Source organism: Nocardia gamkensis NBRC 108242 (assembly GCF_001612985.1).
In the GTDB taxonomy this organism is placed as follows: Bacteria; Actinomycetota; Actinomycetes; order Mycobacteriales; family Mycobacteriaceae; genus Nocardia; species Nocardia gamkensis.
In genome coordinates this window covers 1-23,877 of sequence record NZ_BDBM01000064.1, presented here as the reverse complement: position 1 = coordinate 23,877, position 23,877 = coordinate 1, and the positions used below count along the sequence as shown (strand labels likewise).

The window sequence follows — 23,877 nt, the reverse complement described above, 5'->3', positions numbered from 1 at the left end:
GGGCCGGCGCTGACAGGAGGTGGTGGGTTTCGTCAGTCGTCCAGGACGACGACGTGCTTGCCCGGGGTGGCGCCGGATTCGAGATCGGCCTGGGCGTCACGGACTTCTTCCAGCCCGTGGTAGACCTTCGCGACCGGGACCAGGAGGCGCCCCTCCGCGATGGCCTGGAGCTGGTGGGCGAAGGCGTCGGCCGGGAGGTCGGCGGCCTGGCCGCCGTAGGAGGTCAGCCGCACCCCGAACGGGATCATGAACGGAGTGAAGTCCGGGATAGACCACTGGCCCGCCAGGGCTCCGGTGAAGCAGACCGTGCCGTGGAGGCGGACCGTGCGCAAGGTGTCGGCGAGGACCGAACAGCCCACCAGTTCCAGTGCGGCGTCCACGCCGTCCGGGAACAGCTCGCGCACCTGATCGGCGAGGGCGCCGTTATCGACGAGGGGGTGGTCGACGCCCGCCGCCCGCAGTTCCCCGGCCCTCGCTTCGCTGCGGGTGGTGGCGATGACCGTGGCGCCGAGGTCCTTCGCGAGGGTGGCCGCGCTCAGCCCGACCGTGGAGGTGCCGCCGCGGATCAGCAGTGTCTGCCCGGCCTCGAGGTCCAGGCCACGGGTTAGGGAGCCGTAGGCGGTTTGGAACATTTCGGGCAGCGCGCCGACCACGTCCCACGGCAGGCTGGTATCGAAGGGGATGACCTGGCCGGCGGGGACGGTGACGTACTGGGCGTACGCGCCGTCGTACGCGCGGCCCATGCCGCCCATCATTGTGGCTACCTGTTGGCCGGGGCGTAGTCCGCTGTCCTCGTCGGCCTCGTCGACTGTCCCAACGCCCTCGATGCCTGGGATGCGTGGATAGGTGACCACGGCGTCCGACTCGCCCTTGCGGGTGGTGACCTCGGACTCGTTCACGCCGAACGCCTTCACCTTGATCCGCACCCAGCCGGGCCTTCGGGCGGGCACCGGTACGTCCTTGACCTGAAGTGCGTCCAGGCCGCCGGGGTGGGTGACGATGACGGCCCGCATGGTCGCCGGTGCGGCGGCATCGGCTGCTGTGGGATGGCTCATAACGGATTCCTTTCCGGCGCGGTTTCAGAGTTTCGTGCGGTACGTCGGCGGCCTGTTGCCTGCCGTGGCGCTCTTCGATTCTTGCCTGGGGACCGATTAATCCCCCAGCATGCGGCAGTCACTTGATGGTCACCGGGCGACATCTCGCCGTGTGGGCTGGCGTGCACGCAGGATCATCGAGACCAGGCGACGCTGTGCCACCATTCGCCCGATCGCCCCTGCTCGTCGAGCAGATGATTCTGTCCCACGACATCGGCAAGCAGGCGTGGGCGCAAACGGTCGGCCAGCGGCCGCGACGACCCGTCGTCAAACAACGACAACGGAGAATCCTCAGTCGGTGACACCGCCATAGGCGATCACCTTCTTTGGCCGTAGTCGCACGACGACCTCGCCGGGCACACCGTTGCGCTTCCCGAACTCCTCCGCCTTGTCCGCCCCCATATACCGGGCACCGGCGCGGGTCGCGACGTCCACCAGCTCGTCGAGATCCTCGCTCAGGCTCACCGGCCCGCGTACTTCGACATAGGAGAACGGCGGCCGGTCGTCGTCGACACAGATCGCCGCCCTCGGGTTCCGGCGCAGATTGCGGACCTTCACCGTCGAGGCACCGGTGGTGAACAGGAAATCCTGCCCGTCGAACACGAACCAAACCGGAGCGATGTTCGGTGTGCCATCCGCACCGACCGTGGCGAACTTTCCTGTGTGCGCTCCGTCGGTCACGAACTGCATCCACTCCTGATCCGACATCACATGCATCGCCTGTCTCCTTCTGTTTGCTCTGCTTACTCTCCCGCAATTGCGCCCGACTGCTCATGGGATCGGTTGTTGTCCGTCAGACCCGTGCTGGTGTCTTCTTCCGCCGCTGACGTGGTACGCCTTGGCGGACCAGGTCGTAGGAATCGTGGACCAGTTCGGTCACCAACTCCGGGGTGACACCGCGTCCCGTGCCGATCGATACCCAATGGTGTTTGTCCAGGTAACGGCCGTCGGTCACCGACGGGAAACGCTTGCGCAGCATCTGTCCGCGCTCCGGATCGGCCTTGACGGTGATGATCTGCTCCTCGGGATCGTCGGTGACGATCAGAAACACCTTGTCGCCGGCCTTGTACACGTCCAGCTTCTCCACGAACGGCCGCCCATGGCTGACCCCGCGAAGCGAACCCGCCGTGCGACGAGCCGTCGACTGCAGTCGTGTCCCCGTCAGCCCGCCCCGCGACGTCCGGCCGCGTCGGGCCGGGCGATCGGAGTTCGCGGGCCGGTCCCCGACGGGCAGGCCCGACACCACGCGACGATGGGAGTCGGTCACCAGCTCCCGGACCAGCCGCGCCGAGATCCCGTCACCAGCGGTCACCGTGATCCAGTGCCGCTTGTTCATGTGATAACCGGGCGTAATCTCCCGAAATTGGTCGCGCAATGCGATCGCGTCCTCGGGATCGGTTTTGACGATCACCATCGACTCGCCACGAACCTCGGTCACCAGCATGAAGACCTTGCCGCCGACCTTGTACACCTGCCAATCCGGGCCGAACGGCTGTTCGGAAACCGCCCCGGGTAACTGCGTCGCCGTCTTCTGTGCGACCGAAAGCAACTGTTGCGCACGCATAATCAGATCCTTTCCTGGTCGATAACCGATGTTCGGTGTCCTGTTGACCGTTAGGGACTGTCGATGTTCTCGAACAGCTATGCGGTAGCGGCCATGGCATGTACTCCGTCGTAGACCGGCGGTTCCATAGATGAGTTGCTGAGAGATAGCTGTAGCTCCTCAATCATTCCTTATGTTCCGACCGATCGACTGGCACACAGAGCGGTCAGCTAACAGTCGCCAGGTGACTCTTTCCTCGGTGCCCGCCAGTCGTGGCCCGGACGGCAGGTCTGAACTACGCCGCGACCCCCGGCGACGGCACGTCCCTACCGCACCGGGAAATCTGGGCGGTAGGGTGCGGACACGTGATAGTCGACAAGCGACACTCCAGAACGGGACGGCGCGACAGACCGGCCGAGGTTCTGCTGTACCGCTTCCAGCCGCCGGTCGGAACCCCGTACGGCCTCGAGGTCAACACCATCGAGGACTTCTTCGCCCACCACGACGACTGGCCCTGGAACCCGCCGCGCCCGGGACGCGCCACCTTCCACTACCTCGTCCTGGTCACCGAGGGTGTGCTGCGCCACGACGTGGACCACATCACGCGAACCGTCACCCCCGGCCAGTGGCTATGGGTGCGTCCCGGACACGTGCTGTGCTGGCATCCGCCGGGTGTCACCCGCGGTCCCTTCATCCTGTTCGAGCCCGACGTGCTCAGGCCCGACGCCGCTCGTCTCCTGGCCCCGCTCACCGCGCACGAGGCCCCTGCCGTGCTGAACCCGCATCCCGAGGACGCTGCCTGGCTCGAACAGACCGCATTCCAACTCCTGGACGAACACCGCGCACTCGGGCGCCGCCCGCTCGATCTGCACCACGCCCTGCGGCGCAGCCTGCTCGAAGCACTGCTGCTGCGCCTGGCCAACTCCCCAGGCATCACCACTGACAGCGCGGCCACAGTCCGGACCGGCCGCGGTGACACCTACAGACAGTTCCTCGACGCCCTGGAACTGCACTTTCGCGAACGGCACCAGGCCACGGACTACGCCGAGCTACTCGGCTGCTCGGTACGCACCCTCAGCCGCGCCACCCTCGACGCCACCGGCAAAGGGGTGCGCGAACTCATCGACGAGCGCCGCCTGCTCGAAGCCCGCCGCCTGCTCGAAGGCCCGCGATGGGACGCCCGGACTGTAGCCGCTCACCTCGGCTTCACCGATCCCGCGAACTTCGGCCGCTTCTTCCGCGCACGCACCGGTCTCACCCCGGCCACCTACGCGGCCCGCGAAGCCACGACCGATCCGTGAGTACCTGCGGAGCCGTTACCAACCAGACAATTCAGCAAAACACGCGAGAGATCCGCGCTGGTTGAGCCTTTTCGCATCACAGGTCATGCAGGCAATCCAGATCCAAACGCTTTGTAACCGGCGTTAGGGGATGCCAGGCTGCCGCCGCCATGATCGGCCCGCCCAGAAATCTGAAACATGTTCCCCGAGAGGATTACCTGTTGCTGGTGGTTCCACGACTGGCAACGTGGTGGTCGCTTCTCGACGGTGGCAACGACAGCTAATTGTTGCAGTCCAGCGACCCGTCCGGCATGATCGGGACCAGCCAACATCGAACCTCAACGCGGGTGAGCGGCAACAGATCTGATTGGCTACAGAACACACGTACCCCACGCCGAGCAGCACCGCGCCGCAACCGGCGAATACCGTCACGATGGTCGACAGCACGCTCGCTCACCGCTGGCAGCCGTCGCCCGAGCCGGCGCGCAGGTCGTCGGCGAGCTTGCTCAATCCCTCGAGAACCTGCTGGAATGTCCGGGGCTCCGGCACGTCGTCGCGAGAGGGCGGATGGTCGGTGTGGTCGACGGGGAAGGCGATGCCCCGCCGGTGGGCGTGTTCCCGAGGGCTCGACTGCTGCGGCACGATCCGGCCGCGCCGCACCAACGTGTAGAAGGCGACCCACTTCCACGCGCACCGATCGACCCGGCATTCCCGGTGCCGCCGCATCAGCCGATGTGCCAACTCTACGTCGGACGAACCACAGATCCTCGGCGGTGAGACAATCCCGCCGCTCTCGCCGTTAGCACCCAACAACTTCCGTATCCCTCCTCGCCCACCGGGCGGTGATGTCGAGTGGCACATGGCTGCGGCATTTCGCCGAAATGCTCACCGCCCTGTGCCGTTGACTTGATCTGCGCGGCCTTACGCCTGGCGGCTGTCGGGTGGCTCTGTCGCCAGAGTCGTTCGGCCGAGCGGGGTGATTTCGTAGCGGCCTTTTCGGGCTCCGGTCACGACGAGTTCGCGACCGGCCAGATTCGCCAGAGCTTGGCGGGTCTTCCACGCCGTGAGGCAGGCCGACACCTTGATCTGATGCTCGGTGAGCATCCCTCCGCAGCTCAGCGTCCGCAGGATTCGGACTTGTGCGGCGGAGAGGCTTCCCTGTTGCTTGGCCATGCGGCTATGTTGCTGCAGGCCAACAGCATCCGTGCTGGGAAAACGGACGGTCCGATGAAGTCGGCCATTCGCGCAGAGCCCGGACCGGTCTACACATAGTTCGACGTCCGAACCGGACCGGGATCTGGGCCGTTTCGGACCGAGCAGGGGAAAAGGGGAGCGATGGGGAAAGACGATCAGCCCGGTTCGACATTGCCGCGTCGGCAACTCGGCCGGGCATTGCGGGAGGCTCGGGAAGGTGCCGGGTTCACCCTGGAGCGCGCCGCGCAGCTCATGGAGATGGGCAAGACTTCGGTCGGCAGGATCGAGAAGGGGCAGAACGACAAGGTCAAACTGCGCGATGTGGAGGCGTTCGGCAAGCTGTACGGTCTCGACGCGGAACAGATCGAAGAGCTGAAAATTCTTGCGCAGCAGACACCTACGAAATCATGGTGGCAGGCGTCCCGAAATCTGATTATGCCTGGATTCAACACGTATCTCGGGCTCGAATCCGGTGCGTCGCAACTTGCAATGTACCAGCCACTCGTTATCCCGGGCCTGCTCCAAGTAGCCGATTACGCGGGAGCAATTGAGCGGCCGTATCTTCCGAATGATACTCAGGAAGATATCGAGCGCCGTGTAGAACTACGATTGCGGCGGGCAGCGATCCTGACTCGGCGAATAGACCCTGTAAGGGCTGAGTTCGTAGTGCACGAGGGTGTTCTGCACACGATCGTAGGCTCCCGTGCCGTCATGGCTGCGCAACATCGACATATGGCGGACATGAGCACTCGCCCAAACGTCACCGTACGGATACTGCCATTCACGGCCGGGTTTCCGGGCGACTGTGTCCCCGTGCTGCCCTATATCATGCTCGATTTCCCGGTGTACGGTCCTGGCGGTCGATCGGAGCCTCCAGTTGTATACGCCGAAAACAACACCGGCGTAATGTTTTTCGAAGACGAGGACGATGTGAAGCGCTACCGCAGAATCCACGAAACGATCCTGTGCGCTGCGCTGGAGGAACAACCATCGAGAGACCTGCTCCGGCAGGTGGCAAGGAGATATGAACAGTGACTATCGGCCTAACCGGCGCGCGATGGTTCAAGTCGACACACAGCGGGACGGGGAACGAATGTGTCGAAGTCGCCTGGCTGGACGCAGGGCATGTCGGTGTCCGCGATTCGAAGAACCCGACCGGCCCGGCGTTGACCTTCGCGCCAGGCCAGTGGGATGCTTTCGCCGCTGCGGTTCGGGACGGGGAGTTCACTCGGCCCTCTTCCTGAGCCAGGTCGGGAGCTATCGGAGGAGGAGCTACCGTCGAAACCCCTAGTCACGCAGGGGTAAGGAGCCCCAACCATGGCCATTGGCATGACCAGCGCGCGATGATTCAAGTCGACCCATAGCGGCACGGGGGCGAATCCGTCGAAGTCGCCTGGCTGAGGGCACGGCTTGTCGGTGTCCGCGACTCGAAGGACCCGACTGGCCAGGCGTTGATCTCCGCGCCAGGCCAGTGGCATGCCTTCGCAGTCTGCGTCCATGACGGGGAGTTCGACCGACCTGAACAGGATATTTCCGCCGAAACAGCGGCCCTGCACCCGATCTACGCCACGTCGGGCCAGGGCCGCTGCCTATGCGGGAAGGGCTATCCCACGTCGGCCAGTGCCGGTGCAGGTGGCTCGACCGACGATCGCGCCACCTCCTTGCGGTGCAGGGCATGGCTGCATGCGACGACGGCGAGGGCGGCGAGGCCGAGAACCACGCCGATCCAGGCCACCGCCGGGTAGCCGAGGCCCGCGCCGATGGCGAGGCCGCCGAGCCAGGGGCCTGCGGTGATGCCGACGTTGAACGAGGAGATGTTCGTGGCGCCCGCGAGGGTGGGCGCGTCGCCCGCGAGGGTGAAGACGCGGCTGTTCAAGGTCGGGTTGATGCCGAAGCCGAACGCCCCCAACAGGAACGACAGCAGCACGACGGGCACGGCGTGTTCCATGGTGACGGCGAGTAGCGCGGAGGTGAGCACGCCGCCGGTGATGCCGACGTACAGGCTGGTGAGCGGGCGAGTGTCGGCGGTGCGCCCACCGAGGACGATGCCCAGGAACGCGCCGAGTCCGTAGACGCCGAGTACCGCCGGAATCCAGCCGTCCGCCATGCCGGTGGTGTGGGACAGCAGAGCGCCGAGGTAGGCGAAGGTGACCATCAGGGCGGCGATGGACAGCGCGGTGGTGGCGTAGGACAGCCACAGCGCGGGACGCATCATCGTGCGCAGTTCGGTGCGCAGTCGCAGCGGCGCGTCGGTGCGTCCGCCGGGGATCTTCGCCAGCACGCCGATCCCGGCCGCCGCCGACAGCAGCGCCACCGCCCAGAACGCCGCCCGCCAACCCAGTTGCTGCCCGATCACGGTGCCCGCCGGGAGCCCGATGATGATGGCCAGGGTGAGCCCGCCCGCGACGATGCTCATCGCCTTGCCGCGCGCGGTGGCGGGCACCAGCCCGATCGCCGTCGTCGCCGCGACCGCCCAGAATCCGGCGTAGACGAACGCGCCGACCACCCGCGTCGCGAAGAGCACCCAGTAATCCGAGGTCAGCGCCCCGACCACGTGGGTGCCGACGAACACCGCGAGAAACGCGAGCAGTGCGGTGCGCCGCGACCAGCGCAGCGTCGCCACGGCCAGCACCGGCGCGCCCACCAGCATGCCCAGGGCGAACCCCGAGATGAGCAGGCCCGCGCGCGGCACGGAGACGCCCAGGTCCGCGGCCATCTCGGTGAGCAGGCCCGCGAGCATCAGCTCCGAGGTGCCCTGGGCGAAGATCGACAGACCCAGGACGTAGATCGCCACGGGCATCGGTACCTCCTTATATTGTACTGATCTATCCAAAATGCGGGCGCGGCAAAACTGTCGCCAGGGGTGGAAGGTTCAGAGCGCGTCGAGCGCGGTAGTCGCGATGGCGGCCAGTGTCTCGCGATCCGCGCCGCCGCGTGCGGCCACTCGCATGCCGCCGATGGTGGCGATCACGAAGTGGGCCAGGGCGGACGGGTTCTTGTCCGGTGCGATCTCGCCCGCGCGTCTGGCCGTTTCGAACGCGTCGGTCAGCACGGCGAGCCGTCGCTCCTGGTCGGCGGCGAGTACGGCGGCCAGTTCGCGGTCGCGCGGGGCCAACTCGATCGTCGAATTGACCACGAGACAGCCGAGCGGGTCCTCCTCGGGGGCCTCGACGATTTGCCACAGCAGTGCGCGGATCTTCGCGCGCACCTCCGTCCGGCTGTCGAGCAGGTCGAATGTCGCGGCGTTCTTGGTCGTCATGTAGCGGCGCAGGGCGCGCTCGAACAGGTCGCGTTTGCTGGTGAAGGTGTTGTAGATGCTGCTGCGGCCCAGTCCGGTCGCGGCGCACAGGTCTTCGGTGGAGGTCGCTTCGTACCCCGTGCGCCAGAACGCGCGCATCGCCGCGTCCAGTGCGCGGTCCTCGTCGAACAACCTGGGGCGTGGCATGGGTTCACGCTAGCACTGTTTTGAACAGATCGTTACAGTATATTCCGGGCGGGGCTCCGACCTGCGGTGTTCTGATGTCCAAGCGGCCGTTAAGCATTCGATTGGCGGGGTGGCGGACAGTTCTGGGCAAGTCGTCCACTCCAGGAAAGAGGATCGTCATGCAAGCCATACTCCGGAGCCTGCGCCTGCTCGTACTCGGCGCCACCGTGCTCGCGGCCGCGTTCGGCGTCGCGGCGGTCGGCGCGGGCGCCGCGAACGCGGGGTCGGTATACGAGATCAAATTCGCGCCGGGGAGCGACCACGCGTCCATCGACGGCGCGGTGGTTCGCGGCGACGCCGACACCTACGCGTTCGAGGCGCGGGCCGGGCAGACGCTGATCACGGAACTCACCTCGGTCGAGGGCAACGCGCGGTTCACCACCACCGCCCCCGGCGGAAGCGTCCTGTGCCTGGAGGAGACCTGGAGCCGGATCACCCTGCCGCGCAGCGGCTACTACACCATCTCGGTGGAGCCGAGTCGCGGCAACGCGACCTACACCTTGTCGGTCCGCATCGTCTGATCGTCAGGGCGACACCGCGACACCGAGCGTCTGGGCGACCAGGAAGCGGGGAGCGTGCTCCCCGTAGAACGACTCGGCGTCGCGGATCTCGAAACCGGCGTCTGTCACCAGGCCGCGGATATCGCGGTTCAGGTGGCAGCCGCCGAACAGTCGTTTCTGGACCGGGTTCAGCCGGTTCTGCCACGCCCGCACCTTCTCGTCCGGCGCCAGCCCGTGTTCGACGAAATGCAGGGTCCCACCGGGGACGAGCACCCGGCGCACCTCGGCGAGCGCGGCGGCGATGTCGGGGATGGTGCACATCGTCCAGGTCGACAGCGCGCAGTCGAAGGTCCCGTCCGGGAAGGGCAGCGCCTGCCCGTCCAGCCCGGCCCGCTCGATCGGCACGGTGGCGGCGGCGACGCGGTCGCTCGCCAGCCGCCAGCCCAGATCGGCGGGCTCGACCGCACGCACCGACGCGACCGTCGCCGGGTAGAACGGCACGTTCAATCCCGAACCGAAACCGACTTCCACGACCTGCCCGTGCAGATCGGCGCAGGCCCGCTCGCGCAGCGGATCCAGGTCCCGCATCCCGCAGGCCAGGTTGACGATCCGGGGAACCACGTGCTCCGCATAGACACCCACACCTCCACTCTTGCAGGCATCGCCCGTCCGGGCCAGGGTCCTACGCCCACAACCCGGTGGGCGCCCCGCGCCCGGCCCGGTCAGCGTGGTTGCGCGGACCGAGTGAAGCGACTTCAGCCGGTTGGTCGGCAAGCCGGGACGGCACATGCCGCTGTGGTCGAGGTCGGTGTCCGTATCCGGCGGGCCGGGTGTGCGCGTGCGATGCTGGCGCGGTGACTTTGTTCGAGGTGTGGGCGCCGCGGCCGGAGGCGGTGCGATTGGATCTGGAGGGTGTCGTCCACTCGATGACTCGGTCGCCGGACGGGTGGTGGCGCACCGATATTCCGGCCGCGAGCGGAGCCAGGTACGGCTTCCTGCTCGATGACGACCCGACCGTGCTGCCCGATCCCCGCTCGCCGCGCCAGCCCGACGGGGTGCACGCCCGCTCGGCGCTGCACACCCTCGATCCGGCGGGATGGACGGACGCGGACTGGACCGGGCGGCCGCACGCCGGGGCGGTCTACTACGAACTGCACATCGGAACGTTCACCCCCGAAGGCACCTTCGACGCCGCGATCGACCGGCTGGACCATCTCGTCGGCCTGGGCGTCACCGTGGTCGAAGTGATGCCGGTGAACGCCTTCGACGGCACGCACAACTGGGGCTACGACGGCGTGCTCTGGTACGCGGTGCAGGAGAGCTACGGCGGGCCCGACGGCCTCCAGCGCTTCGTCAACGCCTGCCATCTCCGGGGACTGGCCGTCTGCCTGGACGTCGTCTACAACCATCTCGGCCCGTCCGGCAACTACCTGCCGCGTTTCGCGCCCTACCTGACCGAGGGCCGCAACACCTGGGGGCAGAGTCTCAACCTCGACGGCCCGCAGTCCGACCACGTGCGCGGATACATCCTCGACAACGCGGTGCGCTGGTTGCGCGATTTCCACATCGACGCGCTGCGCGTGGACGCGGTGCACGCCCTGGTCGACCGCACGGCCACCCACCTGCTGGCCGAGCTGTCGGTCGCCGTCGAGCGGCTGGCCACCCACGTGCGCAGGCCGCTGACGCTGATCGCGGAGAGCGATCTCAACGACCCGAAGCTCATCACCCCGCGTGCGGCAGGCGGCTACGGCCTGACCGCGCAGTGGAACGACGACCTGCACCACGCCGTGCACACCGCCGTCTCCGGTGAGCGGCAGGGCTATTACGCCGACTTCGGCTCGCTGCGCTGCCTGGCCCGCACCCTGAAGCACGGGTTCTTCCACGCCGCAACGTATTCCAGCTTCCGGGGCCGCACGCACGGCAGGCCGATCGATCGCGGCCTGATCCCGGGCAGCGCCCTGCTGGCCTACACCTGCGACCACGATCAGATCGGCAACCGGGCGCTCGGTGACCGCCCCAGCGCTTACCTGACCGACGGCCAGCTCGCGATCAAAGCCGCCCTCGTCCTGTGCGGCCCGTTCACGCCGATGCTGTTCATGGGGGAGGAGTGGGGGGCGCGCACGCCGTTCCAGTTCTTCACCTCGCACACCGACCCGGAAATCGCCGCCGCCACCGCATCCGGGCGCAAGAAGGAGTTCGCCGCACACGGCTGGCCCGCAGGCGAGGTGCCCGACCCGCAAGACGTGAAGACGTTCCTGCGCTCCAAGCTCGACTGGACCGAAGCCGACGAGCCGGAGCACGCCCGGCTGCTGTCCTGCTATCGCGCCCTGCTCGCCCTTCGCCGCGACCGGCCGGAGCTCAGCGACCCCTGGCTGACCCACGTTTCGGTGGATTACGACGAGGCCGCGCGATGGATCGTCGTACGCCGGGGCACGCTGGCCCTGATGTGCAACCTCGGCGAGGACCAGGTCGCGATCCCGATCGCGGGCCTTCCGCTGCTGTCCTGGGAATCCCCGACGATCGGCCCTTCCGCCACAACCGTTCCCGGCCACTCCTTCACCCTGCTGGAAACCGCCCTGCCCGGCCCGCGCCGATAGCGTGGAATCCCAGCTCCGGGCCGCCTTTCGGGCGGTTTCGGGATAACGGGCGGGCAGCTGTCCGAGACAGGCACTTTGCCGGAATCGTCCCATGCCATTACCGTGGAGAGATGAGCAACGTCGCTTCCGGGGACCTCGCGGTTCTTCCCCCGGGGATGGGTGGCAGCGCAGCCGCCGAATTCGCACCGTTCGTGCGTGCTTTCGCACGGGCCTTCGGCACTCGCCGGGGTGCGGGCGCGGCGTTCACGCTGCACCGGCACGGAGAGCCGCTGATCGACATCTGGATCGGTTCCGCTGGTGACGCTCCGTGGACAAGAGACACCGGCACGATCATCTTCTCGGCCACCAAGGGGATCGCCGCCACCGTCGTGCATCGTCTCGCCGACCGCGGGTTGCTCGACTATTCCGCCCCCGTCGCGGAGTACTGGCCGGAATTCGGCGCCAACGGCAAGCGCAAGATCACCGTCCGCCAGCTGCTCACCCACCGGGCGGGACTGTCCGCGCTGGCCCCGCTCGCCACCGGCGGACTGGCCGACGTGCTGGATCACGAGCTGATGGAGCAGCGCCTGGCCGCGGCGAAGCCCGACCGCCTGCTCGGCGTGCCCACCTACCACGCGCTCACCTTCGGCTGGCTGGTCGGCGGCCTGGCCCGCGCGATCACCGGCATCAGTCTGGCGGAACTGATCCGCACCGAGGTCGCCGAGCCGCTCGGCATCGACGGCCTGTATCTCGGAAAGCCACCGGCCGGTGCGGCGATCACCTATGCGCCGCTCGCGGGCACCCAGCTGAGCATGCTCGGAAAGCCGCTGGGGGCCGCGGTTCTCGGCCGCAGCCACCGGATCCCCGGCGCGCTCGGCGCCGCCACCCGCTGCCTGTTCCTGCCCGGCCTGGAAGCCATCCTCGAGGGCGCGAGCCCGCCGATCCTGGAGACCGAACTCGGCGCGGGCAATGGTGTGGCCACCGCGCCCGCGCTGGCCACGATGTACGGAGCGCTCGCGGGCGACGGCACTGTGGCAGGGGGCAGGTATCTCGGCCGCCGCACCATGAAGGCGCTGCGCCGCGTCGAGACCTACCAGCCCGACCGTGCGCTGTTCTACCTGCCGATGATGTGGCGGCTGGGCTACCACTCGCTGCCGGTGCCGGGCGCCCACGCCGGGTTCGGGCACATCGGCCTCGGTGGTTCCTTCGGCTGGGCCGAACCCCGGCTGGGCCTGTCGGTGGGCTTCGTGCACAACCGGCTGTCCGCCGCGCAGCTCAGCTACGACCAGACGGCGGCATTCTGGCTGTTGCCGCTCATGATGAACTGCCTGCGCGCTTCCCGCCGCCGGATCCCGGCGACGGAGACGCCCAAGGCGGCCTGACCCGGCGGCGGCCCGCCTCGTGCCGGGTCGACCCGCCGGTGGTCCGGCTCCCGGGGTTGATCCGCGGTGATCTGGCTTCCGCGGAGTCGACCACGCCGATGTTCCGGCTCCGGTGGAGTTAACACCGATGACCAGTCGGTGCTCTGGCTCCGGTGGAGTTGACCGCTGATGGTCCGGCTGGACGGTGGCCACCTGCTGAAGTTCCGCCGGGGACGGACCGATCGGGGCGCGAGCGCCCGACTCTGTCGGAGCTTGGGCACCGACTTGGGCCGGGGGATTGCCCGGAGTCTGAGCGGCCGGAGCCTGGGCGACACCCTGACCCGGAGCGCTGCCCGGAACCGATGCGGCCGGAGCAGGGTCGGGTCGATCCGCCGGTGATCTGGCTCCCGCGGGGTCGACCCCCGATGGTCCGGCTCCGGGTCGGGTTGCGATCCGCCGTGGCCCCGGCTCAGGTCAGGTAGCGGTAGGCCGGGGAATCGGGCTCGAGGCGCTCGCACTGGATCGGGGAATGGTGCATCCGCTCCAGCAGCGGCCCCAGGCCGTCCGGGGCGCCGAGTTCGATGCCGACCAGCGCCGCGCCCGTCTCCCGGTTGTTGCGCTTGACGTACTCGAACAGGGTGATGTCATCCTCGGGGCCGAGCACCTCGTTGAGGAAACGGCGCAGCGCGCCGGGCTCCTGCGGGAAATCCACCAGAAAGTAGTGCTTGAGGCCGCTGTGCACCAGCGAGCGCTCGATGATCTCGCCGTAACGGGACACGTCGTTGTTGCCGCCGGACACCAGGCACACCACCGTCGACCCGGGCTCCACGCTGATCTCCGCCAGCGCCGTCGTGGTGAGCGCGCCGGCGGGCTCGGCGATGATGCCCTCGTTTTGGTACAGATCGAGCATGGTCGTGCAGATCGCGCCCTCGTCGACCTGCATCATCTGGAAAGCGCCCGCGCCCCTGGGCGATTCGGTGACGGTCAGCAGCGGCAGCGAGGCGTGCGAGACCACTCGCCCGCCGAATCCGGCCACCGCGGCGTACGGCACGGCGCCGACCCGGCGCACCGCGGCGCCGTCCACGAAGGGGTCGATCTCCGGCAGCGTGACCGGACCGCCCGCCACCAGGGCCGCGGTCATGGAGGCCGCGCCCGCGGGCTCCACGCCCAGGATGGCGGTGCGCGGGGAACGCGCCCGCAGGTAGGTGCCGATACCGGCCAGACAGCCGCCGCCGCCCACCGGCACGATCACCAGGTCCGGCGTTGCGTCCAATTGCTCCAGGATCTCCGCGGCGATGGTGCCCTGACCGGCGGCAGTGCGCGCGTCGTCGAACGGCGGCACCATGGTCGCGCCGGTGCGTTCCACGTCGGCGGCGGCGGCCGCGGCGGCGGCGTCGTAGGTCTCGCCGACCGCGATCAGCTCGACGAACTCGCCGCCGTGCACCCGGATGCGGTCGCGCTTCTGCTTCGGTGTCGTGGTCGGGACGTAGATGCGGCCCTTGATCCCCATCGTCTGACAGGCGAACGCGACGCCTTGGGCGTGGTTGCCCGCGCTGGCCGCGACCACGCCCGCGGCGCGTTCGGCCTCGGTCAGCTGGATCACCAGGTTGTAGGCGCCGCGCAACTTGTAGGAGCGGACCGCGCCGAGGTCTTCGCGTTTCAGATAGACGCTCGCCCCGGTGAGCTTGGACAGCCGCTCGCTGTGCTGGAGCGGGGTCGGATCGATGACGTCGGCAATTCGCTTGGCGGCAGCATCGATCTCGTCCGCGGTGAGCGCGGGGCGAGAAGCGGACAATGCGTCGAGGACATCAAGCGGATTGGACACCCCAGTCATGGTGCCACCCGTCGCGCCGGTGAGCTGCGGCGGGTGGCCGTGACACGCTGGCCACCTGCGTAGGAAACTACCTGGGCGTGAGGACGAAGACGGGGATCTGACGATCGGTCTTGGTCTGGTAGTTCGCATAGTCCGGCCACACCTCGACCGCGCGCTCCCACCACTGCGCCTTCTCCTCGCCGAAGACCTCGCGCGCGGTGTAGTCCTTGTTGACCGCTCCGTCGCGCAACTCCACGTGCGGTTCGGCCTTGATGTTGTAGTACCAGACGGGGTGCTTCGGCGCGCCGCCCAAGGAGGCGACCACGGCGTACTCGCCGTTGTGCTCGACTCGCATCAGCGGCGTCTTGCGCAGCTTGCCGCTCTTCGCGCCCTTGGTGGTGAGCAGGATGATGGGCTTGCCCTGCATGGTCGCGCCCTCGGTGCCGCCGGAGTTCTCGTACTTCTCGGCTTGCTCGCGGGCCCAGTCGGATGTGCTCGGTTCGTATTCACCTATCAGTGGCATGTCTGCCGCAACACCGCGGCTAATCGGTGTGTTCCCTGCGACAAAAGTTCGCTGGCCCGAACTTCTGATTCCGACTACCCTGAGGAGATGGCGGTCGTTCACTCTTCGGCGCGCGGCACCACGATCGACATCGCCGGTAGCGCGTGGCCGGCCTACAAGCTCGACGCACTCGTCGTCGGGCTGGCGAGCTGCCTCGTCCTGGTCCTGATCACGGGCTCGCCGCAGATCGCGGTGCTGGCGGCGGCAGCGCTCGCGGCGGCCCGGTGGCTGATCGGCATGGCGCTCGCAGGTCTGGGCGAGCGGCCCGGCGACACGCCGTAGCTCTCTCTGCATTAACGCTTTCGCGTCCCACACGATGAATTCGAGTAGTGGAATACGCGGGTTTCGGTGGGACAGCAGCGGGAGGATCAGCGCATGAAACGTCTCGTTGTATGTTGCGACGGCACCTGGAAGGCCGAATCGAGCAGCACGGTGTCGAACATCGTCAAGATCGCGCAGACGATCCGCTTCGACGCGCCGGGCCCGGCGGGGGAGACGATCCAGCAGTGGGTCACCTACGTCTCCGGCCCGGGCGCCCGCGGTTTCCTCAGCGATCGCCTCCTGGGCGGCGCCTTCGGACTCGGACTCGAGGCGAACCTGTCGTCCGCCTACTGGCATCTGGCCCTGAACTGGGAAAAGGGCGACGAGATCTACATCTTCGGCTTCAGTCGCGGCGCCTTCACCGCGCGCAGCCTGGCCGGTCTGATCAGCCGGATCGGGATCATGACCCCGGAGGCGATGATCGCGGGCAAGTACCCGGACGCCTTGCGCATCTATCGGCAGCGCCCGCCCGCGCCGACGCCCGAGGACCCGGATCCGGCCGAGCCGGAGGAATGGCAGGAGTTCCGCCGGAAGAATTGCAGGAGAGCGAAGATCGACTTCCTCGGCGTGTTCGATACCGTCGGCGCGCTGGGCGTCCCCGGCGTCACCTCGCTGCGGCACCGCTTCCACGACGTCAAGCTCTCCCGCCACGTGCACTGCGCCCGCCAGGCGCTGGCCATCGATGAACGGCGGCGCAACTTCGAACCGTCGCTGTGGGAGGTGCCGGTCGAACCGACCGTGAAGTACCGGCGCGGTTTCGAGCGGGTCAAGCAGGTGTGGTTCCCCGGCGTGCACACCGATATCGGCGGCGGCTACGCCGAATGCGGCCTGTCCGACGCGACGTTGCAGTGGATGGTCCGGGAGGCGGAGTCGGTCGGGCTGGCCTTCGACCGGGATCGGCTGGACGCGCTGTCCAAGCGCTGCGACACCACCAAGGGCGATCACATGCGGCTGCACGATTCGCTGAGCATCGGCTACCGCATCCTGAATCTGCTGCGCACCCTGCGCAATCCACGCAGCCGCCGCTTCCACTGGGATTCCTGGCGGCGGATCGCCACGCCCACCGATCAGGGCGTCCGGCTGTCGGTCAGCACGCAGGACGCGCTGGACTACCAGCCCGCGAATCTGCGGCGCTGGCGCGAAGAGCTGGGCGGCGTGATCCCGGAGAAAACCTTCGAGCAGGTGCGCGGCGTTTTCGCGAAGGAACTCGAGCGGGTTCCCGCGGTGCCCGACGCACCGCCCCCGCTCGAGCTCTCAGCGCACCAGTAGCGCGACGGGCAGCCTGCCGAACATCTTCTCCAGCCTGGCCCGGCCCTGGAAGGTGTGGCCGGTCAACCGGTCGGTCCAGCTGCCCGCGGGCAGGTCGAGGAACGTATCGCCCCACCCGGTCTCGGCCAGGCTCACGCTGTGCCGGGTGGCGGCGACGATGACCTCGGGCGGCTCACCGGTGCGGCCGCGGGCATACGACACCACCTTGGCCGCGTGGTCGCCGGTGGCGAACAGCGGCCGGTAGGTGCCGCCGACGAAGCAATCGGGACGTTCGCGGCGCAGCCACAGCGCGTAGGCGACGATCCACATCTTCGCCGCGCCGGTGGTGTCCAGCGCCGGTGTGCCGGTGAGCGACTGGAGCATGCCCGCGCGGGCGGCGAAGTCCACCGGCCTGCGGTTGTCCGGGTCGACGAGGGAGTCCTCCCACAGCTCACAGCCCTGGTAGACGTCCGGGATGCCCGGTCCGCACAGTTGCAGCAGTTTCTGCGACAGCGAGTCCGACCAGGCGTGCGGGGCCAGCTCGTGCACCAGGTCGCCGAGTTCGGAGCCCACCGGCCCGTCGATCACCACGTCCAGCCACGCGTGCACGGCGGACTCGAACTCGGCGTCCGGCTCCTCCCAGGAGGTCTTGGTGTTCGCCTCCCTGATCGCTTTCTCGGCGAACGCGTGCAGGCGTTCGCGCAGGCCGGGCACCGAGGCGGCGGGTCTGCCGTCCGCGGGCCACACCCCGAACATGTTCTGTAGCAGGAACAGCGCCGTCGCGCCGTCCGGCGCCGGAGCGGTCTCCAGCCAGGAGTCGACGTTGCGCGCCCAGGTCTCCGCGGCCTGGGACAGGACGCCGATACGGGCGCGCACGTCCTCGCCGCGTTTGGTGTCGTGCGTGGACAGCGTGGTCAAGGTCGCGGGCCACAGCTGCGCGCGCTGGCTGTTGGACAGGTGGAACTCGTTGAGCGAGTGACCGAAACGCGCCGGGTTGCCGCCGACCTCCTGCAACGAGACCAGCCGCGCGGCCTGATAGAACATGGTGTCCTCGACCGCCTTCGCGGTCACCGCGCCGCAGACCTGGCTGAAGCGCACCGCCGCGGCCCCGTCGGCGGCCAGCGCCGCGACCAGGACCGCCAGCGGCGCGGTGAGCTCGCTGTTGCGCTTCTCCACCTCGGCGATCACCGCGCCCGCCATCCCGGCCAGCGGTGCGTAGTCGGCCCGGTACACCGGCATGAACGCCAGCACCTCGATGGTGGCGTTGGTCAGCGCCATGGTGTCGAAGCTCTCGGCGTTCGCATCCTGTTTGATGGCGGCGACCAGCCGCCGGATCTCCGGCGTCAGAATGGTTTCCGCGACCGCCCGCTTGATCCGGTGCTCGGTCTCGCCGATCCAGGCCCGGTCGCTGCCGTGCCCGGCGACCCGGCGCGACAGTTCGGTGAGCGCATGTTCCCCGCGCGGATCGATGAGCACGCCGCCGAAATCGGCCAGCGCCTCGTAGCCGGTGGTGCCGTCGATCGGCAGCGTCGCGTCCAACGGCTCGCGGTTGGCCAGGATCTTCTCCACCAGCAGCAACCGGTGCGGGCCGATCAGCCTGCGCAGCCGGGTCAGATAGCCTGCCGGATCGGCCAGACCGTCCGGATGGTCGATGCGCACGCCGTCGATCAGGTCGTGCTCGCACCACGCGGCGAGTTCCCGGTGGGTGACCTCGAAGACCTCGGAGTTCTCCTGCCGGATCGCGGCCAGGCTGCTGACCGCGAAGAACCGCCGGTAGGTGCACAGCCCGGCCTTCCAGCTCACCAGGCGGTAGTGCTGCTTGTCGTGGATGCGCAGGGCGTTGTCGCCGTCGGTGCCCGGCGCGATCGGGAAACGCAGATCGTGCAGCGCGAGCATGGGTTCGGCGCCGGAGCGGTCCACGGTCAAGGCGGCCGGATCGTTCTCGCTCTGCAACACCGGCAGCGCCAGCCGTCCGCCCGCGCCGTTGCCGGGACTCCAGTCGATGTCGAAGTACGGCGCGAACCTGGACTCTTGACCGTTCCGCAGGACGTCCCACCACCAGGCGTTCTGTCGCGGATCGGCCACGCCGACGTGATTGGGCACCAAGTCCACGATCAGTCCCATGCCGCGGCTGCGCACCTCGTCGGCGAGGGCCTTGAGCCCGGTCGGCCCGCCCAGGGCCGCGGAGACCGTGGTCGGGTCGGTGACGTCGTAGCCGTGCGTCGAGCCGTGCGTGGCGGTCAGGATCGGTGAGAGGTAGAGGTGCGAAATACCCAGTTGCTGAAGGTATTCCGCGATGGCGCGCGCTTCGGCGAAGGTCAGTGTGTCCGGTCGTAGCTGGAGCCGGTAGGCGCTGCGGATCGTCGTCTGGCGGGCGGGCTTGCGGCGCAGCGATACCGGGTCGGTCACGTGCATCTCGGTGGAATCGGGTGGGTTCATCGGCATTCTGGTCAGGCGGCCTGGCGGAGGACGAGGAGACAGCGAGCTTCGACGGTGACGGTCGCGCCACCGGGGTACCCGGCGTCGGCCAGGCCGGTCGGCGTCGAGCAATCCAGTGCCACCGACCATTCCCCGCCGTCGCCGGTGCGGGGTAGCACGAAGTCGATGGCCTCGTCGTGGGCGTTGAAACACAGCAGGAACGAGTCATCGGTGATCCGTTCGCCGCGGGGGCCGGGCTCGGGAATCGCCTCGCCGTTGAGGTAGACCGCCAGCGACTTGCCGAATCCGCTGTCCCAGTCCGCATCGGTCATCTCCTCGCCGGAGGGGGTGAGCCAGGCGATGTCGCGGGCGCCGCCCGCCGAACGGGTCGGGCCGCCCGCCAGGAAGCGGCGGCGCCGGAAGACCGGGTGCTCGGTGCGCAACGCGATCACCGCGCGGGTGAATTCGAGCAGCTCGGCGTTCTCCTCCCGCAGCGACCAGTCCATCCAGGCCAGCGGCGAGTCCTGGCAGTAGACGTTGTTGTTGCCGTGCTGGGTGCGGCCCATCTCGTCGCCGTGCGCGAGCATCGGCACACCTTGGCTGAGCATCAGCGTCGCGAGCAGGTTGCGGCTCTGCCTGGCGCGCAGGGCGAGGATGTCCGGATCGTCGGTCGGCCCTTCGGCGCCGCAGTTCCACGAGCGGTTCCAGCTCTCGCCGTCCCGGTTGTCCTCGCCGTTGTCCTCGTTGTGTTTCTCGTTGTAGGACACCAGGTCGTGCAACGTGAATCCGTCGTGCGCGGTGACGAAGTTGATGCTCGCGCTCGGCCTGCGGCCGGTGGCCTCGTAGAGGTCCGAGGAGCCGGTGAGCCGAGAGGCGAACTCGCCCAGCGTCGCCGGTTCGCCGCGCCAGTAGTCGCGCACGGTGTCGCGGAACTTGCCGTTCCATTCCGTCCACAGGCCGGGAAAATTGCCGACCTGGTAGCCGCCCTCGCCGACATCCCACGGTTCGGCGATGAGCTTGACCTGGCTCACCACCGGATCCTGCTGCACCAGGTCGAAGAAGGTCGAGAGCCGGTCCACGTCGTGCAGCTCCCGCGCCAGCGTCGCGGCCAGATCGAAGCGGAAGCCGTCGACGTGCATCTCCAGGACCCAGTAGCGCAGCGAGTCCATGATCAGCTGCAAGGTGTGCGGGTGGCGCACGTTGAGGCTGTTGCCGGTGCCCGTGTAATCCATGTAGTGCGAGGGATCGTCGTCGACCAAGCGGTAATAGGCGGCGTTGTCGATGCCGCGGAAGCCGATCGTCGGGCCGCAGTGGTTGCCCTCGGCGGTGTGGTTGTAGACCACGTCGAGGATCACCTCGATGCCCTCGGCGTGCAGTGCGCGCACCATCGCCTTGAACTCGGTGACCGCCGACCCGGCGCGGTCCATCGCGGCGTACCCGTTGTGCGGCGCGAGGTAGCCGAAGCTGTTGTAGCCCCAGTAATTGCGCAGCCCCTGGTCCAACAGCACACGGTCGTGCAGGAACTGGTGCACCGGCATCAGCTCGATCGCGGTGACGCCCAATCCCTTCAAGTGATCCACGATCGCGGGGTGCGCGATGCCCGAGTAGGTGCCGCGCAGTTCCTCGGGCACGTCGGGATGGGTCATCGTCATGCCCTTGACGTGCGCCTCGTAGATCACGGTCTCGTGGTAGGGGCGGTTGGGCGCGCGGTCGGCGCCCCAGTCGAAGTACGGGTTGATCACCACGCCGGTCATGGTGTGGCCGAGCGAGTCCAGTCCGTAGGTGTAGAGCGAGGGATCATCGTCGAAGTCGCCGTCGAACGCCTTGCCGTACGGATCGAGCAGCAACTTGCTCGGGTCGCAGCGCAATCCACGGTCGGGGTCGTAGGGGCCGTGCACCCGGAACCCGTAGCGTTGACCAGGATCGATGGCGGGAAGGTAGGCATGCCAGACGTAGCCGTCCACCTCGTCGAGCGCGATCCGCGTCTCGGCACCGTCCCCGTCGATCAGACAGAGTTCGACCGCGTCGGCAACCTCCGAGAACACCGAGAAATTGGTGCCCGCGCCGTCGTAGGTGGCCCCGAGGGGATAGGCGGTGCCGGGCCAGACACCCAGTGGGGTCGCGTCGCCGGGCGCTGCGTCGGGCTGAGCCATGGCAACGACAGTAGCGCCAGCCGGGAATTCCGCAGTGCGGGTGGTTCCGGCCGACCGGATCAGGGGAGGTCGGAGGGGTTTTCCAACCAGCGGCGGCGGTAGCCGAGACGTACCGCGACGCGCGCGAGACCGCCGAGTGCGGCCCGTTGGAGTACGGCCGGCACGCCGGCCAGGTAACCATCCTGGTAATCCCACAGCAGGGCGAGGGCGAGCGGATCGCGGGGCACCCGCGACGACGTCGTCTTCCCCGCGCGATCCAGGTTGTGCCAGAGCCGGAACATCTCCCAGTGCCGCAGTGGCGGCCGGATCTCGTGATCGACCACCGTTCCGGGGGCCGCGCTGTGGAACTCGTGCACCGTGCCCGCGGGCGCCGTCACCGTGTCGCCGGCGCAGGCAAAGATCTGCACGCCGTCGATCCGGAACCGGAGCCGGCCTTCCCGGACCGTCCATCGCTCGGCGAGCACCGGATGCCAATGTGGGCCGGCCTGACGTTCCGCTCGTGGCAGCACGTGCTCCAGCCGCAGGTACGGGCCCTGTTCGTCGGCGCTGTGCGCCACAAGGGTGACTCGGTGCCCGTTGCGGAAGGTCAGTGTGGGGCCGGTTCGCATATTCCAGATATAAAGGTAACCTTTGTAATATGTCAACGGGTGAACCGACGCTGCTGAAGTTGCTCAGCCAGGCCACCGCCGCCTACGAGCGCGCGCTGAACGACGAACTGCGCGCGCGGCTGGACGACCGGCTGCGACCTGCGCACTACGCGGTGTTCCGCTACCTGGACCCCGCAGGGTCGCGGATCACGGCGCTCGCCGAGGCGGCCGGGATGACGCAGCAGTCGATGGGGGAGCTGGTGACGTATCTGGAACGCCGCGGACTCGTGCGGCGCCGAGTCGACCCCGCCGACCGGCGGGCGCGGGTGGTGCTGGTCACCGAGGTGGGCCGGGCCGCGCTGGACGTGGCGGAGCAGCGAATCCACCAGCTAGAGCGGACGGTGGCGCAGGCGTTGGGTGAGCGCCGCCTCGCGGAGACGCGTGCGGCGCTGGCTCGAGCGGCGGCGGTGCTGGCGGGGGGCATGGCCGACGAATGACCCGCCGCGGTGGCGAAGCGCACGTCCTCGGCTGAGAGCGCCGGTGCCGGTGCCGGTGCCGACGCTGATGCGGTGGGTGGGGCGATGGGCTGTGGGTCGTGGGCGATAGCCGTTGGCGGTGGGCGATGGGCGTCCCCGTCCAGTTCGGTGCTAACTTGAACGGCGTTCAAGCCGCCCCGGACGGCCGGGGCCGTGACGCGAGGATTCCTGTGGCACTGACCCCCGACGAGATCACCGCACTCGACGCCGAACACGTCTGGCATCCCTACGGTGGTTTCCCCGCGACGACCGAACCGCTGGTGGTGACTGCCGCCGCGGGCACCAGGCTGACCTTGGCAGACGGCCGCGAGGTGGTCGACGGCATGAGTTCCTGGTGGGCCGCCATCCACGGTTACCGGCATCCGGTGCTCGACGCCGCGCTGGTCGACCAGTCGCGGCGGATGAGTCACGTGATGTTCGGCGGGCTCACCCACGAGCCCGCGGCCCGGCTGGCCGAACTGCTGGTCGAATCGACACCGGCCGGACTGGACAAAGTGTTCCTGTGCGACTCCGGCTCGGTGTCGGTCGAGGTCGCCGTGAAGATGTGCCTGCAGTACTGGCGCTCGCTGGGCAAGCCGGAGAAGCGGCGGCTGCTCACCTGGCGCGGCGGGTACCACGGCGACACGTTCACGCCGATGAGCGTGTGCGACCCCGAGGGCGGCATGCACTCGCTGTGGACCGACATCCTGGTGAACCAGGTGTTCGCGCCGGTGCCGCCGAGCGAGTACCGGCCGGAGTACGCGGCGGAACTGGAGCGCCTGATCGCCGCGCACGCGGGCGAGCTCGCGGCGGTCGTCGTGGAGCCGCTCGTCCAGGGTGCGGGCGGGATGCGCTGGCACCACCCCGGCTATCTCACCGACCTGCGCAGGCTGTGCGACGAACACGGCGTGCTGCTGGTCTTCGACGAGATCGCGACCGGATTCGGCCGCACCGGAACGCTGTTCGCGGCCGACGTGGCCGGGGTGAGCCCGGATGTGATGTGCGTCGGCAAAGCGCTGACCGGCGGCTATCTCACCCTCGCCGCCGCGCTGTGCACCACGCGGATCGCCGAGACGATCAGCGCGGCGCACGGCGGGCTCATGCACGGTCCCACGTTTATGGGCAACCCGCTGGCCTGCGCGGTCGCCGTCGCGTCGATCGAGTTGCTGCGCTCGCGCGACTGGCGCGGCGAGGTGGCCCGGATCGAGGCGGAGCTGGCGGCGGGCCT

24 protein-coding genes and 1 pseudogene are annotated in these 23,877 nt (G+C 68.4%); 11 read left to right on the top strand and 14 right to left on the bottom strand.

Annotated elements, in window-relative coordinates:
* Window positions 1-32: 32 nt before the first annotated feature.
* The 4 genes from NG1_RS31460 to NG1_RS37940 all read right to left on the bottom strand — a co-directional run bounded on the left by NG1_RS31460 (window position 33) and on the right by NG1_RS37940 (window position 2,658).
* Window positions 33-1,055 (bottom strand): alcohol dehydrogenase catalytic domain-containing protein, encoded by a 1,023-nt coding sequence (locus NG1_RS31460; RefSeq protein ID WP_062976958.1) that lies wholly within the window; start codon window positions 1,053-1,055, stop codon window positions 33-35.
* 173 nt (window positions 1,056-1,228) lie between these two features.
* Entirely contained in the window at window positions 1,229-1,375 is a 147-nt protein-coding gene (locus NG1_RS37225) for a hypothetical protein (RefSeq protein ID WP_168434208.1), read from the bottom strand.
* 10 nt (window positions 1,376-1,385) lie between these two features.
* Entirely contained in the window at window positions 1,386-1,811 is a 426-nt protein-coding gene (locus NG1_RS31455) for a PPOX class F420-dependent oxidoreductase (RefSeq protein ID WP_062976955.1), read from the bottom strand.
* A gap of 76 nt (window positions 1,812-1,887) precedes the next feature.
* Window positions 1,888-2,658, bottom strand: coding sequence for an MmcQ/YjbR family DNA-binding protein (locus NG1_RS37940; RefSeq protein ID WP_063910491.1), 771 nt, complete (start codon window positions 2,656-2,658; stop codon window positions 1,888-1,890).
* 344 nt (window positions 2,659-3,002) lie between these two features.
* Between NG1_RS37940 and NG1_RS31440 the strand changes: the two genes are divergently transcribed.
* Window positions 3,003-3,938: a helix-turn-helix domain-containing protein gene (locus NG1_RS31440; RefSeq protein WP_062976953.1), complete on the top strand. Its 936-nt coding sequence runs from the start codon at window positions 3,003-3,005 to the stop codon at window positions 3,936-3,938.
* A gap of 432 nt (window positions 3,939-4,370) precedes the next feature.
* Here the strand turns inward: NG1_RS31440 and NG1_RS31435 are convergent, their stop codons facing one another.
* Both NG1_RS31435 and NG1_RS31430 read right to left on the bottom strand, forming a co-directional pair.
* Window positions 4,371-4,643, bottom strand: a complete 273-nt coding sequence (locus tag NG1_RS31435) for a hypothetical protein (RefSeq protein ID WP_062976950.1) — start codon at window positions 4,641-4,643, stop codon at window positions 4,371-4,373.
* 195 nt (window positions 4,644-4,838) lie between these two features.
* Window positions 4,839-5,090 (bottom strand): hypothetical protein, encoded by a 252-nt coding sequence (locus NG1_RS31430; RefSeq protein WP_157114349.1) that lies wholly within the window; start codon window positions 5,088-5,090, stop codon window positions 4,839-4,841.
* Between the two features lie 162 nt (window positions 5,091-5,252).
* Between NG1_RS31430 and NG1_RS31425 the strand changes: the two genes are divergently transcribed.
* The 3 genes and pseudogenes from NG1_RS31425 to NG1_RS39270 all read left to right on the top strand — a co-directional run.
* Entirely contained in the window at window positions 5,253-6,146 is an 894-nt protein-coding gene (locus NG1_RS31425) for a helix-turn-helix domain-containing protein (RefSeq protein ID WP_063910490.1), read from the top strand.
* Complete coding sequence (locus tag NG1_RS36100) at window positions 6,143-6,355, top strand: DUF397 domain-containing protein (protein ID WP_084499338.1); 213 nt, start codon at window positions 6,143-6,145, stop codon at window positions 6,353-6,355. Before NG1_RS31425 ends, NG1_RS36100 begins: the two co-directional genes overlap by 4 nt.
* A 138-nt stretch (window positions 6,356-6,493) precedes the next feature.
* Window positions 6,494-6,586 (top strand): annotated as a pseudogene (locus tag NG1_RS39270) (DUF397 domain-containing protein); the annotation flags it as partial.
* Window positions 6,587-6,714: 128 nt separating this feature from the next.
* Here the strand turns inward: NG1_RS39270 and NG1_RS31420 are convergent.
* Window positions 6,715-7,911 carry a Cmx/CmrA family chloramphenicol efflux MFS transporter gene (locus NG1_RS31420; protein ID WP_062976942.1) on the bottom strand — a complete coding sequence of 399 codons (1,197 nt, stop codon included), beginning with the start codon at window positions 7,909-7,911 and terminating at the stop codon, window positions 6,715-6,717.
* Between the two features lie 72 nt (window positions 7,912-7,983).
* Entirely contained in the window at window positions 7,984-8,556 is a 573-nt protein-coding gene (locus tag NG1_RS31415) for a TetR/AcrR family transcriptional regulator (RefSeq protein ID WP_062976939.1), read from the bottom strand.
* 158 nt (window positions 8,557-8,714) lie between these two features.
* Here NG1_RS31415 and NG1_RS31410 point away from each other — a divergent pair, with 158 nt between their 5' ends.
* Window positions 8,715-9,116 carry a hypothetical protein gene (locus NG1_RS31410; RefSeq protein WP_062976936.1) on the top strand — a complete coding sequence of 134 codons (402 nt, stop codon included), beginning with the start codon at window positions 8,715-8,717 and terminating at the stop codon, window positions 9,114-9,116.
* 3 nt (window positions 9,117-9,119) lie between these two features.
* Here the strand turns inward: NG1_RS31410 and NG1_RS31405 are convergent, their stop codons facing one another.
* Window positions 9,120-9,737, bottom strand: a complete 618-nt coding sequence (locus NG1_RS31405; protein WP_062976935.1) for a class I SAM-dependent methyltransferase — start codon at window positions 9,735-9,737, stop codon at window positions 9,120-9,122.
* Window positions 9,738-9,949: 212 nt separating this feature from the next.
* Between NG1_RS31405 and treZ the strand changes: the two genes are divergently transcribed.
* Both treZ and NG1_RS31395 read left to right on the top strand, forming a co-directional pair.
* The gene (treZ, locus tag NG1_RS31400; RefSeq protein ID WP_157114348.1) at window positions 9,950-11,692 is read left to right on the top strand and encodes a malto-oligosyltrehalose trehalohydrolase; all 1,743 of its coding nucleotides are present in this window, start codon (window positions 9,950-9,952) and stop codon (window positions 11,690-11,692) included.
* Between the two features lie 110 nt (window positions 11,693-11,802).
* On the top strand, window positions 11,803-13,053 hold the full coding sequence (locus tag NG1_RS31395; RefSeq protein ID WP_062976932.1) for a serine hydrolase domain-containing protein: 1,251 nt from the start codon (window positions 11,803-11,805) through the stop codon (window positions 13,051-13,053).
* A gap of 448 nt (window positions 13,054-13,501) precedes the next feature.
* On the opposite strand, the gene ilvA is transcribed toward NG1_RS31395, so the two are convergent.
* Window positions 13,502-14,857 carry a threonine ammonia-lyase IlvA gene (gene ilvA / locus NG1_RS31390; RefSeq protein ID WP_062976930.1) on the bottom strand — a complete coding sequence of 452 codons (1,356 nt, stop codon included), beginning with the start codon at window positions 14,855-14,857 and terminating at the stop codon, window positions 13,502-13,504.
* Between the two features lie 76 nt (window positions 14,858-14,933).
* Window positions 14,934-15,368, bottom strand: a complete 435-nt coding sequence (locus NG1_RS31385; RefSeq protein ID WP_062976927.1) for a nitroreductase family deazaflavin-dependent oxidoreductase — start codon at window positions 15,366-15,368, stop codon at window positions 14,934-14,936.
* Between the two features lie 87 nt (window positions 15,369-15,455).
* Here NG1_RS31385 and NG1_RS31380 point away from each other — a divergent pair, with 87 nt between their 5' ends.
* Together NG1_RS31380 and NG1_RS31375 are read left to right on the top strand one after the other, a co-directional pair.
* Window positions 15,456-15,689, top strand: a complete 234-nt coding sequence (locus NG1_RS31380; protein ID WP_062976924.1) for a hypothetical protein — start codon at window positions 15,456-15,458, stop codon at window positions 15,687-15,689.
* 93 nt (window positions 15,690-15,782) lie between these two features.
* Window positions 15,783-16,997 carry a T6SS phospholipase effector Tle1-like catalytic domain-containing protein gene (locus tag NG1_RS31375; RefSeq protein ID WP_084499342.1) on the top strand — a complete coding sequence of 405 codons (1,215 nt, stop codon included), beginning with the start codon at window positions 15,783-15,785 and terminating at the stop codon, window positions 16,995-16,997.
* On the opposite strand, the gene treY is transcribed toward NG1_RS31375, so the two are convergent.
* Genes treY through NG1_RS31360 form a run of 3 tightly spaced genes read right to left on the bottom strand, consistent with a single transcriptional unit; the run spans window position 16,983 to window position 22,155 of the window.
* On the bottom strand, window positions 16,983-19,391 hold the full coding sequence (treY, locus tag NG1_RS31370; protein WP_062976989.1) for a malto-oligosyltrehalose synthase: 2,409 nt from the start codon (window positions 19,389-19,391) through the stop codon (window positions 16,983-16,985). The two genes, NG1_RS31375 and treY, sit on opposite strands and share 15 nt — an antisense overlap.
* Before the next feature lie 35 nt (window positions 19,392-19,426).
* The gene (gene glgX, locus NG1_RS31365) at window positions 19,427-21,547 is read right to left on the bottom strand and encodes a glycogen debranching protein GlgX (protein ID WP_062976922.1); all 2,121 of its coding nucleotides are present in this window, start codon (window positions 21,545-21,547) and stop codon (window positions 19,427-19,429) included.
* 59 nt (window positions 21,548-21,606) lie between these two features.
* Window positions 21,607-22,155, bottom strand: coding sequence for a cupin domain-containing protein (locus tag NG1_RS31360; RefSeq protein ID WP_062976919.1), 549 nt, complete (start codon window positions 22,153-22,155; stop codon window positions 21,607-21,609).
* 29 nt (window positions 22,156-22,184) lie between these two features.
* On the opposite strand from NG1_RS31360, the gene NG1_RS31355 reads away from it, so the two are divergent.
* Window positions 22,185-22,631 (top strand): MarR family winged helix-turn-helix transcriptional regulator, encoded by a 447-nt coding sequence (locus NG1_RS31355; protein WP_062976916.1) that lies wholly within the window; start codon window positions 22,185-22,187, stop codon window positions 22,629-22,631.
* A gap of 209 nt (window positions 22,632-22,840) precedes the next feature.
* Window positions 22,841-23,877 (top strand): adenosylmethionine--8-amino-7-oxononanoate transaminase (locus NG1_RS31350; protein WP_062976913.1); only part of this gene is annotated, 1,037 nt, incomplete at its 3' end.

Coding starts and splice junctions, on each gene's coding strand:
- NG1_RS31460 (WP_062976958.1), bottom strand. CDS start 1,055: ATGAGCCATCCCACAGCAGCCGATGCCGCCGCACCGGCGACCATGCGG.
- NG1_RS31455 (WP_062976955.1), bottom strand. CDS start 1,811: ATGCATGTGATGTCGGATCAGGAGTGGATGCAGTTCGTGACCGACGGA.
- NG1_RS37940 (WP_063910491.1), bottom strand. CDS start 2,658: ATGCGTGCGCAACAGTTGCTTTCGGTCGCACAGAAGACGGCGACGCAG.
- NG1_RS31435 (WP_062976950.1), bottom strand. CDS start 4,643: ATGCGGCGGCACCGGGAATGCCGGGTCGATCGGTGCGCGTGGAAGTGG.
- NG1_RS31430 (WP_157114349.1), bottom strand. CDS start 5,090: ATGGCCAAGCAACAGGGAAGCCTCTCCGCCGCACAAGTCCGAATCCTG.
- NG1_RS31425 (WP_063910490.1), top strand. CDS start 5,253: ATGGGGAAAGACGATCAGCCCGGTTCGACATTGCCGCGTCGGCAACTC.
- NG1_RS31420 (WP_062976942.1), bottom strand. CDS start 7,911: ATGCCCGTGGCGATCTACGTCCTGGGTCTGTCGATCTTCGCCCAGGGC.
- NG1_RS31415 (WP_062976939.1), bottom strand. CDS start 8,556: ATGCCACGCCCCAGGTTGTTCGACGAGGACCGCGCACTGGACGCGGCG.
- NG1_RS31410 (WP_062976936.1), top strand. CDS start 8,715: ATGCAAGCCATACTCCGGAGCCTGCGCCTGCTCGTACTCGGCGCCACC.
- NG1_RS31395 (WP_062976932.1), top strand. CDS start 11,803: ATGAGCAACGTCGCTTCCGGGGACCTCGCGGTTCTTCCCCCGGGGATG.
- NG1_RS31385 (WP_062976927.1), bottom strand. CDS start 15,368: ATGCCACTGATAGGTGAATACGAACCGAGCACATCCGACTGGGCCCGC.
- NG1_RS31380 (WP_062976924.1), top strand. CDS start 15,456: ATGGCGGTCGTTCACTCTTCGGCGCGCGGCACCACGATCGACATCGCC.
- NG1_RS31375 (WP_084499342.1), top strand. CDS start 15,783: ATGAAACGTCTCGTTGTATGTTGCGACGGCACCTGGAAGGCCGAATCG.
- treY (WP_062976989.1), bottom strand. CDS start 19,391: ATGCACGTGACCGACCCGGTATCGCTGCGCCGCAAGCCCGCCCGCCAG.
- glgX (WP_062976922.1), bottom strand. CDS start 21,547: ATGGCTCAGCCCGACGCAGCGCCCGGCGACGCGACCCCACTGGGTGTC.
- NG1_RS31360 (WP_062976919.1), bottom strand. CDS start 22,155: ATGCGAACCGGCCCCACACTGACCTTCCGCAACGGGCACCGAGTCACC.
- NG1_RS31355 (WP_062976916.1), top strand. CDS start 22,185: ATGTCAACGGGTGAACCGACGCTGCTGAAGTTGCTCAGCCAGGCCACC.